11 protein-coding genes are annotated in these 14,966 nt (G+C 45.8%); all 11 read left to right on the top strand.

The features are described 5' to 3' along the window. The first annotated feature begins 114 nt into the window (after positions 1-114). Positions 115-3,462 carry a DNA polymerase III subunit alpha gene (gene dnaE, locus CEG13_RS11830; RefSeq protein WP_100012088.1) on the top strand — a complete coding sequence of 1,116 codons (3,348 nt, stop codon included), beginning with the start codon at positions 115-117 and terminating at the stop codon, positions 3,460-3,462. 120 nt (positions 3,463-3,582) lie between these two features. Then, positions 3,583-4,818: an NADP-dependent malic enzyme gene (gene ystJ / locus CEG13_RS11825; RefSeq protein WP_100012087.1), complete on the top strand. Its 1,236-nt coding sequence runs from the start codon at positions 3,583-3,585 to the stop codon at positions 4,816-4,818. A gap of 25 nt (positions 4,819-4,843) precedes the next feature. Next, positions 4,844-5,473, top strand: coding sequence for a FadR/GntR family transcriptional regulator (locus tag CEG13_RS11820; RefSeq protein WP_100012086.1), 630 nt, complete (start codon positions 4,844-4,846; stop codon positions 5,471-5,473). Positions 5,474-5,621: 148 nt separating this feature from the next. Next, complete coding sequence (accD, locus tag CEG13_RS11815; RefSeq protein WP_100012085.1) at positions 5,622-6,482, top strand: acetyl-CoA carboxylase, carboxyltransferase subunit beta; 861 nt, start codon at positions 5,622-5,624, stop codon at positions 6,480-6,482. Continuing rightward, positions 6,479-7,435 carry an acetyl-CoA carboxylase carboxyltransferase subunit alpha gene (locus tag CEG13_RS11810; protein ID WP_100012084.1) on the top strand — a complete coding sequence of 319 codons (957 nt, stop codon included), beginning with the start codon at positions 6,479-6,481 and terminating at the stop codon, positions 7,433-7,435. Before accD ends, CEG13_RS11810 begins: the two co-directional genes overlap by 4 nt. A gap of 316 nt (positions 7,436-7,751) precedes the next feature. Continuing rightward, the gene (locus CEG13_RS11805) at positions 7,752-8,519 is read left to right on the top strand and encodes a YveK family protein (RefSeq protein WP_100012083.1); all 768 of its coding nucleotides are present in this window, start codon (positions 7,752-7,754) and stop codon (positions 8,517-8,519) included. Beyond that, entirely contained in the window at positions 8,494-9,141 is a 648-nt protein-coding gene (locus tag CEG13_RS11800) for a CpsD/CapB family tyrosine-protein kinase (RefSeq protein ID WP_100012082.1), read from the top strand. The genes CEG13_RS11805 and CEG13_RS11800 overlap by 26 nt, the downstream gene beginning before the upstream one ends. 474 nt (positions 9,142-9,615) lie before the next feature. Continuing rightward, positions 9,616-11,445: a polysaccharide biosynthesis protein gene (locus CEG13_RS11790; RefSeq protein ID WP_100012080.1), complete on the top strand. Its 1,830-nt coding sequence runs from the start codon at positions 9,616-9,618 to the stop codon at positions 11,443-11,445. Between the two features lie 367 nt (positions 11,446-11,812). Then, positions 11,813-12,967: a glycosyltransferase family 4 protein gene (locus tag CEG13_RS11780; protein ID WP_100012078.1), complete on the top strand. Its 1,155-nt coding sequence runs from the start codon at positions 11,813-11,815 to the stop codon at positions 12,965-12,967. Continuing rightward, entirely contained in the window at positions 12,952-14,073 is a 1,122-nt protein-coding gene (locus CEG13_RS11775) for a glycosyltransferase family 1 protein (protein ID WP_100012077.1), read from the top strand. Before CEG13_RS11780 ends, CEG13_RS11775 begins: the two co-directional genes overlap by 16 nt. Then, positions 14,070-14,957 (top strand): glycosyltransferase family 2 protein, encoded by an 888-nt coding sequence (locus CEG13_RS11770; RefSeq protein ID WP_100012076.1) that lies wholly within the window; start codon positions 14,070-14,072, stop codon positions 14,955-14,957. Before CEG13_RS11775 ends, CEG13_RS11770 begins: the two co-directional genes overlap by 4 nt. Positions 14,958-14,966 lie beyond the last annotated feature (9 nt).

Genomic DNA, 14,966 nt, shown 5'->3' with positions numbered 1-14,966 from the left:
ACATCGTATGAGGACAAGGAGTGAGTTATGAAAATATTTCTCTGAAGCATCGTATGTATGGGCATCACACAGCTAAAGTTGCTATAATAAAAGAAGAATGGAGGGCGGGAGCAAATGGCATACATACCTTTACAAGTGAAAAGCGGCTACAGTCTGATGAACAGCACTATTACCATACCGAAATTAATCAAGCAGGCTAAAGAACTGAAACTGGATGCGCTGGCACTGGCCGATGAACAGGTACTTTATGGTGCCATCCCGTTTTATAAAGCCTGTATGGCAGCTGGAATCAAGCCAGTCATCGGGATGAGTACTGCCGTTATTCTGGAAGATGAGTACCGTGCAGATTGTGTGCTGCTTGCCAAAAATAACGAAGGCTACCACTCCCTGATCCATATCACCACAGCCATTCAGCAAAAGCAGGCACCAGGTATCAGTCTGGAGGAGCTGAAGCAGCATGCAACAGGACTTATTTGCCTGCTCCCAGCTTCCGACCCGGCACTTGCCCGTCTCTTGCTGACAGAGACACATGACCAAACAGCAGCTTATTTACATAAATGGACATCCGCATTTGCGGAGGGAAATTTTTACCTCGGTGTCTCCCAGGATGAACAGGAGCAAACCCAGAGGCTCCATTATTCACTGAAAGCTTTCCAGGAAAATTATCAAATTCCTGCTGCAGCCGTGCAAGAGGTCCGCTATCTGGATGAAAAGGACAAGGAGGCTTACTCCTGGCTGCAAGCGATGAAACAGGGTAGCCGCGATGTAAAGGATGAGGCTTTGCAGCGGCCCGATTACCATCTGCGCTCGCCTGGGGAGATGGAGCGGCAGTTCTCTTTTTGGACGGAGGTGCTTTCAGAAACTGAGTCGATCCGCGATAAATGTAATGTGGAATTTCAATTTGACCAGCGGATGCTGCCATCTTTTCCGGTTCCGGAAGCGATCAGTGCTCATGATTATCTGGAAAAACGCTGCCGGGAACTGGTGAAAACGAAGTACCGTGAGATCACCGATACCATTGCAGAACGGCTGGACTACGAGCTCCATGTCATCCAGTCGATGCAGTTCAGTGCCTATTTTTTAATTGTGGCTGACTTTATTGATTATGCAAAAGCAAACAATATCCTGGTGGGACCGGGAAGAGGCTCTGCTGCGGGTTCACTGGTGGCCTATGTACTTGGTATCACGGATGTTGACCCACTCAAATACGACCTGCTGTTTGAGAGGTTTCTGAACCCCGAGCGGCTGACGATGCCGGACATTGACATTGATTTCTCCGATGCCAGAAGGGACGAGGTCATCGAATATGTCCGAGAAAAATACGGGAAAGAGCATGTGGCGCAAATTATTACATTTGGCACATTCGCCGCCCGCTCACTGATTCGTGAATTAAGCAAAATGATGGAAATCGATCAGCGGGATGTGAATTTTATTATCCGGCAGATCCCGCCGCAGTCAGGAAAAAGCATTGGACAGATTGTCAGACAATCCAAGGATCTAACGGAGTATATTAAGCAATCGGACAAGCTGAAGGGCCTGTTTTCCGTGGCCGCCCGCTTGGAAGGCATTCCGCGCCACATTTCCACCCACGCAGCAGGTGTCGTGATCAGCGAGCAGCCGCTGACTGAGGTGGTGCCATTAACCGTCGGGGCCAATCAGACCAGTCTGACACAGTACCCAATGAATGAGCTGGAGGAAATTGGCCTATTGAAGATGGATTTTCTCGGCCTTCGCAACCTGACCCTAATGGAGAACATTCTGAAGTCGATCAATTTTTCCGGCAGAGAGCAACTGGAACTGACGGACATCCCGGAAAATGACTCGGACACTTTTGCCCTTTTGCAGACTGGAAAAACCAATGGCATCTTTCAATTGGAATCTCAAGGGATGAAGCAGGTCCTGACAGGCCTGAAACCGACATCTTTTGAGGATATTATTGCGGTCAATGCCCTGTACCGGCCGGGGCCGATGGAATTCATCCCTACCTATATCCAGCGGAAGTTTGGCAAGGAAAAGGTGACTTATCCGCATCCGGACCTTGAACCGATTCTGGCCCGTACTTACGGCGTCCTGGTCTATCAGGAGCAAATCATGCAAATTGCCCACCAGATTGCCGGGTTTTCGCTGGGGCAGGCAGACATTCTCCGCCGTGCTACGAGCAAGAAAAAGCAGGCCGAAATGGATGAACAGAAAGAAGCGTTTATCCAGGGCTGCCGGGAAAATGGCTACAGGGAAGCAGTCGCTGAGGAGATTTTTGACTGGATAGTAAGGTTTTCCAATTACGGTTTTAACCGGAGCCATGCGGTTGCCTACAGCATGATATCCTATCAGCTCAGTTATCTGAAGGCCCATTATCCGGCAAACTTTTTCGCTGCACTGATGAGTTCCATCGCTAACCAGCAGGAAAAAGTGGCCGCATATATCAAAGAAATCAAAGAGATGGACATCCCGTTGAGGTCGCCATCCATCAACAAAAGTTTTGGCCGGTTTTCAGTGGAAGGAAGCACGATCCGCATGGGGCTTTTGGCCATCAAAGGCATTGGCGGGCAGGTGATCAGGGAAATTATCCGTGTCCGTAAAAACGGACCATTTAAAGATTTGTTTGATTTCTGTCTGCGTGTCCCGCTGAGTGTGGTGAACCGATCTTCACTGGAAACTCTGATTATGGCGGGAACGTTTGATGAGGTTTACAGCAATCGCGCCAGCCTGCTTGCCTCTGTTGACGGGGCAATTGAGCAGGGCGAATTGTTCCGGGAATTCAATGAACAATCCAGCCTTTTTCAGGAGCAGATCGACCTGGAAGCAAGTTATGTGGAAATGGAAGATCTCGGCCTGATGAGAAAGCTGGCAGATGAAAAGGAATTGCTCGGTGTCTACATTTCCAGCCATCCATTAAAAGAAATGCGCCGGCGGCTCAGGGAAAACGGGCTGATTACCCTGACCGAGGCCGCCAAATTAGTCGGCAAGCGGCACGTAAAGTCAGCTGCAGTGATTCAGACAATCAAAACCATCCGTACGAAGCGGGGGGACGCGATGGCCTTTCTCACCATCGGTGATGAGACCGGGGAGATGGAAGCAGTCATGTTTCCAGAGTTGTACCGTGAGACAAATCGCTGGCTAGAAGAAGAAATGTTGGTACTCGTAAGCGGAAAAATTGAATCGCGGAACGGGAAGGTGCAGTGGCAGCTGGCAACTATCCAACCATTGGAAGAAAACTCACTGGAAAAAGAGCCCCAGCCGCGCCTGTTCATTCGATTGTCTAATGAAAGCCATGAAGATGCCCTTGAAGAACTAAAGGGTATTGCTGCAGCACATCCAGGGAGCACCCCTGTAATTATTTTTGATCAGGAGACGAAAAAGGCCTACAAGTTAGCGAATAACTATTTTGTCGAACCGAATCATGCCTGCATGCAATCACTAAAAAGCTATTTTGAAAAAGAGAATGTCGTTCTGCAAAAGTGAGTGGGTCTGCTTTACAGACGGCCTCCATTTGTTATAATGAAAGAATTAAAGGGTGGTCTGACCACCATGGACACCTTGAATCCACACCCGTATCTTACTGTTAAAAAAGGAGCGATAAAAATGGCAACCTTGAGAGATGAAGCACTAGAGATGCATAAAGTAAACCAGGGGAAGCTGACAACCGAGTCCAAAGTGCCTGTCACCAATGCGGAGGAGTTAAGTCTCGCCTATTCTCCGGGAGTAGCAGAACCCTGCAAGGAAATCTATGACCGCAAAGAAACAGTCTACGATTATACCATGAAAGGAAATATGGTAGCAGTTGTCAGCAATGGTTCAGCCGTACTCGGGCTTGGCAATATTGGTGCGGAGGCAGCACTCCCTGTCATGGAAGGAAAATCCGTTCTGTTTAAAAGTTTTGCCGGGGTGGACTCTTTTCCAATCTGTCTGGATACATATGATGTCGATGAAATTGTCCGCACTGTCAAATTGATGGAGCCGACATTTGGCGGGATTAATTTGGAAGATATTGCCGCACCGGATTGTTTCATCATTGAAGAACGCTTGAAAAAGGAAAGCAACATCCCGATTTTTCATGATGATCAGCATGGTACGGCAATTGTGACGGTGGCCGGACTGATCAATGCCATGAAACTGGTGGGCAAATCGTTCTCCGATATCCGCGTTGTTTTAAACGGAGCCGGTGCTGCGGGAATTGCTATTACCAAATTATTATACAGCTTCGGTGTAAGGGAAATGATCATGTGTGATTCCAAAGGAGCAATTTATGACGGTCGTCCTTATGGCATGAATGATGTGAAGGAAAGTGTAGCCAAGTACACAAACAATGCCAAAAAAGAAGGATCACTGGAGGACATGCTTGACGGGGCGGATGTATTTTTGGGTGTTTCGGTAGCCGGGGCGCTGACCAAAGAAATGGTCGAAATGATGAACGACGATCCGATCATCTTTGCTATGGCTAACCCGAATCCGGAAATCATGCCGGAAGACGCCAAAGAAGCAGGAGCGAAAGTGATCGGCACAGGCCGGTCCGATTATCCCAACCAGGTCAATAACGTGCTGGCTTTTCCGGGAATTTTCCGCGGAGCGCTGGACGTACGGGCAACCAGGATCAATGAAAAGATGAAGGTAGCGGCAGCGTATGCGATTGCTTCCCTGATTACCGAAGAGGAACTGCACGATGATTACGTGATTCCCGCGCCGTTTGATCCACGGGTGGCTCCGATTGTAGCGTCCAGTGTGGCAAATGCAGCAATGGAATCCGGGGTTGCCAGAATTCAGGTGGACCCGGAAGAAGTTGCCGAGAAAACCAGGAAACTCACGCGGATAGATAATTAAGACGGTAAAGGAGTGACCCTCGGCTGTGTCCATCACACCGAAGCAAAAAGTATATCAAGGTGTCCTGCAGGAGATTCGCCTATTCATCGAAAAGAATGGACTCACGTCCGGGGATAAGCTTCCGTCAGAACGAGAGCTTGCTGATACGCTCCAGAAAGGGAGGTCTTCCGTCAGGGAAGCGCTCAGGGCCATGGAATTGCTAGGCCTGATTGAAACACGGCAGGGAGAAGGAACTTTCCTTAGCACGTACCGGCAATTTCACACCGTGGAATTGCTGGCCTCCTTTATTTTGCGGGAGAACCATACTAGGCAGGACTTGATCCTGGCAAAGAAAATACTCGAAAAAGAAGCGGCAAAATTAGCAAGCAGTGGTATCGCGTGTGCTGACATTGATGAACTAAGCGCGATAATCAGGGAAAAGGCCGGAAGTCCGGAGCAGCGTCATACTGCATTTTTTCATTTATTATTTTATCGAATTGATAACTTGCTCCTGGCCAAAGTCTGGCAGCTGATGGAGGAATTTTCCGGAGCGGTCGGCAGCCTGTATTATGAAGAGGCCTTTTACCGGGAACTGCTAAAATTGTATACTTCAGGGGAGTACCTGGGTATTGAAGAGCTGTATGAAAAACAAGGTCATTACAAATGCAAAAAATAATCATTTAAATCGACGGGTTTTGACAGTATTTTCATCCAGCAAGTGGTATTATGTCAGAGGACAACCTTATGGAAAAGCGGGATCGCCAAGTACTTAAGCATTTCTTTCCAAGCGGTCCAAGGTTTGTGGAAAAAGGGGGAACATTACCTTGCTTAAAGATTTTTTTGCCAAGAAGAAAAAGTACGCATCCATGCCCAGTGAACAGGCAAAGCAAGACGTGCCGCAAGGGTTAATGCAAAAATGCGCTGGATGTCATAAAATTTATTACCGAAAAGAAATGAGAAAGAATTTAAATGTATGCCCAAATTGCGGTCATCATCACCAGCTGAATGCAGGGCAGCGGATTGAAAGTTTGTTTGATGAAGGCACCTTTCAGGAATGGGACAAGCAGCTGACGTCCAGCAATCCCCTTGATTTTCCCGAGTATGAAGAGAAAATAGCGAAAGACCGGGAGAAAACCGGACTGAATGAAGGGGTAGTCACAGGAAAAGGAGCAATTGACGGCAGTCAGACGGCATTTGCTGTCATGGACGCCAGCTTCCGGATGGGCAGCATGGGCTCCGCGATTGGAGAAAAAATCGCCAGGGCCATCGAGAATGCCAAGGACGAATCACTGCCTTTTATTATCTTTACCGCGTCAGGCGGGGCAAGGATGCAGGAAGGGGTGTTAAGTCTGATGCAAATGACCAAAACCTCTGTTGCGATCCAGCGCTTTTCCGATGCCGGCGGCTTGATGATTTCGGTAATGACTCACCCGACAACAGGCGGGGTGTCTGCCAGCTTTGCTTCCCTTGGTGATTATAATTTTGCCGAGCCGGGTGCACTGATTGGATTTGCCGGGAGAAGGATTATTGAACAGACCATCCGGGAGAAACTGCCGGAGGATTTCCAGACCGCAGAATTTCTGCTGAAGCATGGCCAGTTGGATCAGGTGGTTCATCGCCATGAGTTGAAAAATCTTCTGTCTGCCTTGCTTGAAATGCATCAGAAGGGCGGCGAAAAAGCATGAAACAGGTATTGGACTTTGAAAAGCCGATCGTCAACCTGAAGGAAAAAATCACGGAACTGAAAAAGTTTACCGACGACAGCGAGATTGATTTAACGGAAGAGATCACGACACTGGAAAAAAAGCTCGCTGTGCTGGAGAAAGATATTTACGGCAATCTCCGCCCCTGGAACCGGGTGCAGATGGCCCGCCATCAAGAAAGGCCGACAACACTTGATTATATTGAAAAACTGTTTACTGGCTTTTTAGAGTTTCACGGCGACCGGCTGTATGGCGATGATGAAGCGATCGTGGCGGGAATTGCCTATTATAAAGACACTCCTGTGACGGTCATCGGCCACCAGCGCGGCAAGGATACCAAAGAAAATATCAGAAGAAACTTTGGCATGCCGCATCCCGAAGGCTACCGAAAAGCACTAAGGCATATGAAACAGGCGGAAAAATTTAACCGGCCGATTATCTGTTTCATTGATACGAAGGGAGCTTATCCTGGAAAAGCAGCTGAGGAGCGCGGGCAGAGTGAAGCAATTGCCCGCAATCTGATGGAAATGGCTGGGCTCAAGGTGCCGGTTATTTGCATCGTCATTGGCGAAGGCGGCAGCGGCGGAGCACTCGCACTCGGAGTCGGCGACCGTATTCACATGCTGGAGAACTCCACCTATTCTGTTATTTCACCGGAAGGGGCGGCAGCGCTGCTTTGGAAAGATTCCGGCCAGGCACAAAAAGCTGCCGAAACGATGAAAATCACCGCCTATGACTTAAAACAGCTCGGGGTGATTGACCGAATCATTCCCGAACCGATGGGCGGCGCACACCGGGATGTCGACCAGCAGGCGGAATATATCGACCAGACCATTGAGATATCCCTCGGGGAATTAACCGGTATTTCGGCAGATAATCTGCTGGAAGAGCGCTGGCAGAAATATAAAAAAATCGGGGAATATGAAATTCTTTGATTGGCATTATGAGAGGCGAGCAAGATGGCCTCTTTTTTTTGCAGTTAAGTATACATAAAACTTGGCGATAAGCCAAGTTTTTTTATATGTTGTAAAGTGTATGGATTTCCCAAAATCACAACATCATTATAAGCAAAATGAAAAAATTCTTCTTTTTTGCAAATTACCTATTGACATGTTCTTTATAAAGAACTAAACTAGGAAATAAGACATTTCAGGCAGTCTTATTTTTTTAAATTCACCGTTCTCTATAAAGAATAAAACAAATGCATGTGAATATAATGACCTATATCCCAGCAGAATGAGGTGGTTCTACATGAAAAACAATGCACAGGACTCATACATAAATAGTGAACACCCCAAGGAGATTAATTTACGGGAATATTTTGAGGTAATAAAACGCCGTTTCTGGATCATTATCCTGGTAACAGTCCTTATGACGGCTGCGGGCTATATTTACAATTATTACAGCACCCTAAACAGCACGTCCCTGTATGAGACCTCGACCAGAATGATTTTTGGTTCCGAAGAGGAAGATATGAATACCCTGATGGTCATGATTGAAGACCCGATCATTATGGAAAACGTAAAAAATGAACTGCAGCTGACAAGGCCAGTGGAGGCCATGCAAGCACAAATAGAGGTTACCAGACTCGATGAATCCCAGGTGATTCAGATTTCCGTCACCGATCAGGATCCTGAAACGGCAGCAAATATTGCAAATGCCACAGCTGCTTCCTTTAAAAGTGAAATTGCATCCATTCTTGACTATAACGCCGTTCAGTTATTATCGGAAGCCAAGGAAAATCCGCTTCCAATTAACGCCCCGCCAACCATCAGCTTAAGTGTGATTGCACTGGCCGCCGGAGTCATTCTGGGTGTTGGTCTGGTGTTTTTACTGGATTCCATGGATGACAAAATCCGAAAAGAACGGGAAGTGGAAGAAATCATGGGCGTACCGGTCATCGGCATTGTTTCCAATATGAATAAAAAGAAATATGCGTTTGTTGAATCAAGAAAGAAAAAATCCAAAAGAAGAGGTGAAGCTGTTGCGATTAATGAAAATGCCTACAACGAACAGTAAAAAAACACATCTTCTCACTTATAGTGAACCTGATTCAATTATATCGGATCAATTCCGAACGATTCGAACAAATATACGATTTTTAACCAATGATAAAGAGAATAACATTATTCTTGTCACTTCACCGGAGGACGGGGAAGGAAAATCTACTATGATCACCAATTTGGCGGTCTCGATTGCAACACAAAAGGAAAAAGTACTTTTGATTGATGCCAATTTAAGAGGTTCGATTATTCACCGTACATTTTACGTTCCCAATGATATTGGCCTGGCAAATGTATTAAAAGGTTACGCCCCTCTGGAAACTGCGGTGACGAAAACTGACATCGAGCAGCTGGATGTACTGACAAGCGGGACGGAGGTTGCGAATCCAACTGAATTACTCGGAAGTGCCAACATGACAAACCTGTTAAAAGAAGTCGCACCAGCATATGACATGGTATTAATCGATTCACCAACCATATTGAAATCAACAGAAACAAGAGAGCTGGCCAATCAATGCTCAGGAGTCATTCTGGTAGTTACCTGCGGGAAAACCGGCATGGCAAAACTGATGGAAGCAAAACGGATATTGAAGCTGGCTCACGCAAAACTGATGGGAGTTATTTTCAACGATAGATAGGCAATTTTTTTTACTGACATTGTTCTTTATAAAGAATTAAATAATTCTGGTGATGTCATGCTTACCATTATCAATGCAGACACTCGGTCATGCTGTGGGTTTTTTATGGAACCTTAGACACGTTCGTTGTCGGTAGTGTGATGTGAGGGAGGGTTAGATGCCCACTACATATATTTTTAAGGATGTTCAAAAGTCCGGTAACAATGACACATCACAGGGGAACTTCTGCTAAGTTCGCCCACGTCCTGTGGGCAACGCAGAAATCACCACATCCTGTGGAAGCTCGTTGGCTTGCTTTTCCGCTACTCACGTATTTAAAAGCATACGCTTCGTTCCTTGGAAAAGAAAACCACTTTTCCTGCGTGCTAGATCGTCTGCTCAAAAGCGGCACCGCCTCGAACTTCTTGGTCCTTGTTATCCTCCTTTTTGAACACATATTATTTTTGCATTCAAATAATAATAGGAGGTGAGGTGATGACATACAGGCAGCGGCTTTCTTTATTTATCTTTATAGATTCCCTGATTGTGTTAAGTGCCATTTTATTAAGTGTATTTCTGTTAAGTATAGATACGAAGGCATTTGCTGTTCCTTTGCTGATCATCTCGCTTGCCATTCTCAGTTGTCATTATATGTTCTCTATAAAATACAAGCTGTACAAAAAGGTATGGGAGTATGCCAGCATTCAGGAATTACTGATTATATTAAAGGTCGTTTCTTTTTCCATTCTGACAGCGGCCATACTTCAGTTCCTATTTATTCAGGAAATTCATTTCAAATTTATCACGGTCGTTTGGCTTCTGCATCTGTTTTTCATTGGCGGATCGCGTTTTGTTTGGCGGGTGTACCGGGATACGGTGATGAATAAATCCGCAACCGAAATACGGACATTGATTATTGGGGCGGGTTCTGCAGGGACGATGGTTGCCAGACAAATGATGAGAAATAAACAAAGCGAACTTTTGCCTGTTGCTTTTATTGATGATGACAAAAGCAAACTGCAGCTGGACATCTATGGACTGCCGGTAGTTGGTGGAGTCAAAGATATTGCTGGGAAAGTGGATGAACTGCAAATTGATCATATTATTATTTCCATCCCTTCCTTAAACAAGAAAGAATTAAACACGATTTTTCGGGAATGTGCCAAGACGAGCGCAAAAACGAAAATCCTTCCATTATTGGAAGATTTGATTACCGGAAAGGTATCGATCAACGAATTTCGTGACGTCCAGGTCGAGGATTTATTGGGAAGAGATCCCGTCCAAATGGATATGGAAAGCATCTCGGAAAACATTACAGATAAAGTGATCCTGGTAACCGGTGCGGGAGGGTCAATTGGCTCGGAAATTTCACGTCAGGCAGCCTCTTTTCATCCGCGTAAACTAATTTTATTGGGGAATGCGGAAAATGATATTTACGCCATAGAAATGGATCTGATGGAAAAATATAAAACTAGCAAAACAGAAATCATTCCCGAAATAGCAGACATTCAGGATGCGGCAAAAATGATGACAGTCATGAGCCGGTATAAACCGGACGTTGTTTATCATGCTGCGGCCCATAAGCATGTGCCAATGATGGAAAGGAATCCAGAGGAAGCGGTAAGGAATAATATCATTGGAACGAGAAATACGGCGATAGCGGCACACCGTAATCACGTAGAGAGCTTCGTTATGATTTCAACCGATAAGGCGGTAAATTCGACCAGCGTTATGGGCGCTTCCAAACGGCTCGCGGAAATGATTGTTCAGGATATGAATAGAAAAAGCAGGACAAAATTTACCGCTGTCCGGTTTGGCAATGTGCTGGGAAGTACCGGAAGCGTGATCCCGCTGTTTAAAAAGCAAATTGAAAAGGGTGGACCGGTTACCGTCACCCATCCCGATATGGTCCGCTATTTTATGACAATTCCGGAGGCTTCCCGGCTCGTCATTCAAGCAGGCTCTTTAGCAGAAGACGGCGAAATATTTATTCTCGATATGGGAGAACCGGTTCGAATCGTCGACCTGGCCAAGAACCTCATCAAATTATCCGGAAATTCTCTTGAAGATATTGAGATAGTGTATACAGGGATCAGACCTGGCGAAAAGCTGTTTGAAGAGCTTTTGAAAGAAAATGAAGTCCATGACAATCAGGTATTTCCCAAAATATACGCAGGTAAAACGACCGAGCTTTACATCGAGGAGATCAACGAAATTATAGCAAACTATCAATCTATTGACACAGCTACATTGAGGGAGCAATTAGTAGGGCTGGCAAATGATGAAATAGTGGCTTGGGAGCCGGAAGTTGCGGTGTCGGTTTAAGGCTCTTAAAAATGAGACATAGGCTGCCGCTCCGGGAATACCCTTCGCTGGTGATGTGCTTTTTAAAATCCCAGCCGAGAGTGGAAACTTCCGGTCGAGAGTGGGAACTTCCGGTCGAGAGCGGGAACTTCCGGCCGAGAGTGGGAACTTCCGGTCGAGAGCTGGAACTTCCGGCCGAGAGCGAGAACTTCCGGCCGAGAGCGGGAACTTCCGGCCGAGAGCGGGAACTCCCGGCCGAGAGTGGGAACTTCCGGCCGAGAGCGAGAACTTCCGGCTGAAAGAGAAAAATACCGGCCTGGAAGGTGCTCGGCTGCCCGCAGCAAAATTTTAATAAACACCCTAACAAAAAGGAGGGGAGGGACTAAGAATGAGAAATAAAGTGTTGTATTGTGCTACCGTGGACTACCATTTTAAAGCGTTTCATTTACCCAGCATGAAGTGGTTTAAGGAACAGGGATGGAAAGTAGATGTTGCGGCAGCCGGAGAGATTGATCTGCCATACACGAATACCAAATATAACATTGCCATTCAGCGTTCTCCCTTTCATCGGTCAAATATGCAGGCATATGAACAACTGAGGCAAATTATCAATCAAAACAATTATGAAATCATTCACTGCCACACCCCTTTGGGAGGTGTCTTGGCACGGCTTGCCGCAAGGGAGGCGAGAAAGAAAGGAACAAAGGTTGTTTATACCGCCCATGGTTTTCATTTTTGCAAAGGGGCGCCTTTCGTCAACTGGCTTATCTATTACCCGATTGAAAAGTATCTATCACGGCATACGGACCATTTAATCACGATCAACAGGGAAGATTTCGAATTGGCAAGAAAGCACCGGTTCAAAGCCGATCAGATTGAATGGGTACATGGCGTCGGGGTGGATACCGAAAAATTTAAACCGGCTGCCCCCAATGAAAAAGCTGCATTAAAAAAGTCATTTGGCTATGCGCCGGATGATTTTTTATTATTTTACGCAGGCGAATTCAATAAAAATAAGAACCAGCAGTTTCTGATTCAAGTAATGGCTTTAGTGAAGGATGATCTCCCCCATGTGAAATTGCTGCTAGCTGGAGAAGGTGCTTTAATGGAAGACTGTAAAAAACTGGCTGAACGTTTAAGCATCAATCACATGGTTGAATTTCTTGGTTTTCGTAAGGATATTGAAAAAATCTTACCGATCTGTGATGCAGCAGTAGCGTCAAGCCACAGAGAAGGCCTTCCTGTCAATGTGATGGAGGCGATGGCCACAGGACTGCCTGTTGTGGCGGTAAATAACAGGGGACACCGGGAGCTGATTCATAACAACAAAACAGGTTGGGTTTTGCCCAATTTTGACCCACAGGCGTTTGCACAAAAAATCACCACCCTGGCCAAAAGGGAAGATGTAAGAAGCCAGTTCGGGCTAAATGGAAGAAAAGCCATCATTGAAAATTACAGCATAACGAAGATTTTGCAGGAAACGGTGCACATTTACGAAGACTGTATGGCAGGAAAGGAGGAAGAGGTATGGGCAGCCCAATAAGAATATTGCATGTAGTAGTAAACATGAATCGCGGCGGTGCTGAAACCCTGATTATGAATCTCTACCGAAATATCAACAGGGAGAAGATTCAATTTGACTTCCTGACCTGCAATGAGGGTGCTTTTGATGAGGAAATTTCCCGGATGGGAGGAAAGATCCACCGAATCCCATATGTGACAGAGGCCGGGCCAATTGGTTTCAGCCGGGAAATCATCCAGTTTTTAAACAGAAATCCCTATAAAATCATTCACTCCCATTTAGATCGCATGAGCGGGCTGGTACTCAAATCGGCAAAGAAAGCGGGAGTTCCGGTCCGGATCGCCCATAGCCATAACACTGGAAGTGAAGGGGGTTTTGTTTCCAAAACCTTTAAATGGTACGCAGGAAGTCATATCCCTTCCAATGCTACTCATTTTTATGCCTGCTCTCTGGGGGCAGCAAGCTGGTTATTTAAACATCATTCGAAAAAGGCCTTTATATTAAAAAATGGCATTGAGCCCGACAAATTTCAGTTTTCCACGGAGGTGCGTGAGGAAACGAGACGTACATTAAACCTGGGACCAAACCAATTCGTTTTGGGGCATATCGGCAGGTTTAACAAACAAAAAAATCATTTGTATTTGCTAGATGTATTCCGGAACGTATCGAAACAAATTCCCAAGGCCGTTCTGATACTGGTTGGAGATGGTGCACTGAAAGGTGAGATCAAAGAAAAAATAATGGAATTGAATCTGGAGGAGAAAGTAAAGCTGCTTGGCATCAGGGATGACACGCATAAACTGCTGCAGGCTTTCGATTTGTTTGTGTTCCCCTCCTTGCATGAAGGGCTGCCGGTTTCTCTTATCGAAGCACAGGGAGCGGGCCTTCCCTGTTTGATTTCAAACAGGATTACCAAGGAAGTTGATATGGGCCTTGGCTTGGTGGAACAGCTTTCGCTTGGCCGTATCAACAGTTGGGTCGAGCGAATTCATCATCTTAGCCAGGAAAGAAACATAAGGTGGACAGACGAACAAGCGCTTCAGGCGCATGGATATGACATAAGAAGAACAGCGGAGTTCGCACAATCGTCCTACCTGTCTTTGGGAATGGGGGACCCGCTCACATGAAAAAGCTGACCGTTTTTACACCAACTTATAACAGGGCCGATTGTCTGATCCAGTGCTATGAAAGTCTGAAACGCCAGTCATGCAAAGATTTCACATGGTTAATTATTGATGATGGATCGACGGATGATACAAGGCAAATGGTCAATGAATGGAAGAAAGAAAAGGAAATCGATATCCACTATCATTACCAGGGGAATCAAGGGATGCATGGTGCGCATAATACCGCTTATGGAATAATCGAAACGGAATTGAATGTTTGTATTGACTCCGATGACTTTATGCCGGACGACGCGGTGGAAAAAATTCTCAACTTCTGGGAAAAGCATGGCAGTGACGAGGTCAGCGGCATAATGGGACTAGATGCAACAAATAAAAATGAAGTAATTGGGACAAGATTCCCTCAGGATTTGCGAACCACTACCCTGTTTGATCTTTATAACAAGCATGACGTCAAAGGGGATAAAAAACTGGTCTACCGCAGTAAATTAACAAGAAAGTATCCTTATCCTACTTTTGCGGATGAAAAATATGTTGGTCTTGCCTATAAGTATCACATGCTGGATAAGGATTATGAAATGCTGCTCATGAATGAGATTTTATGCTATGTCGAATACCTCCCCGACGGCTCTTCCAGAAATATGCTGAAGCAGTATCGGAGGAATCCACAGGGCTTTTCTTTTTACCGGAAAGAATTAATGAAACTGCCATTTGCAAACAGGCTATTTAAATTCAGGCAGGCGATTCACTATGTTTCCTCAAGCATGCTCAGCAAAAACAAGCGATTCCTGCTGGAGACACCGGATAAACTGCTTACTATCTTGGCATTGCCCATAGGAACGATACTGTTTCTGTACATTACGTCCAAAACAGCAGATGCGACTTGAAAGGGTTAA

The sequence above is a fragment of the Lentibacillus sediminis genome (assembly GCF_002763455.1).
GTDB classification, from domain to species: Bacteria; Bacillota; Bacilli; order Bacillales; family Amphibacillaceae; genus Lentibacillus_D; species Lentibacillus_D sediminis_A.
Note: the sequence above shows the minus strand (reverse complement) of the source record. Positions and strands in the feature narration are given on the sequence as shown.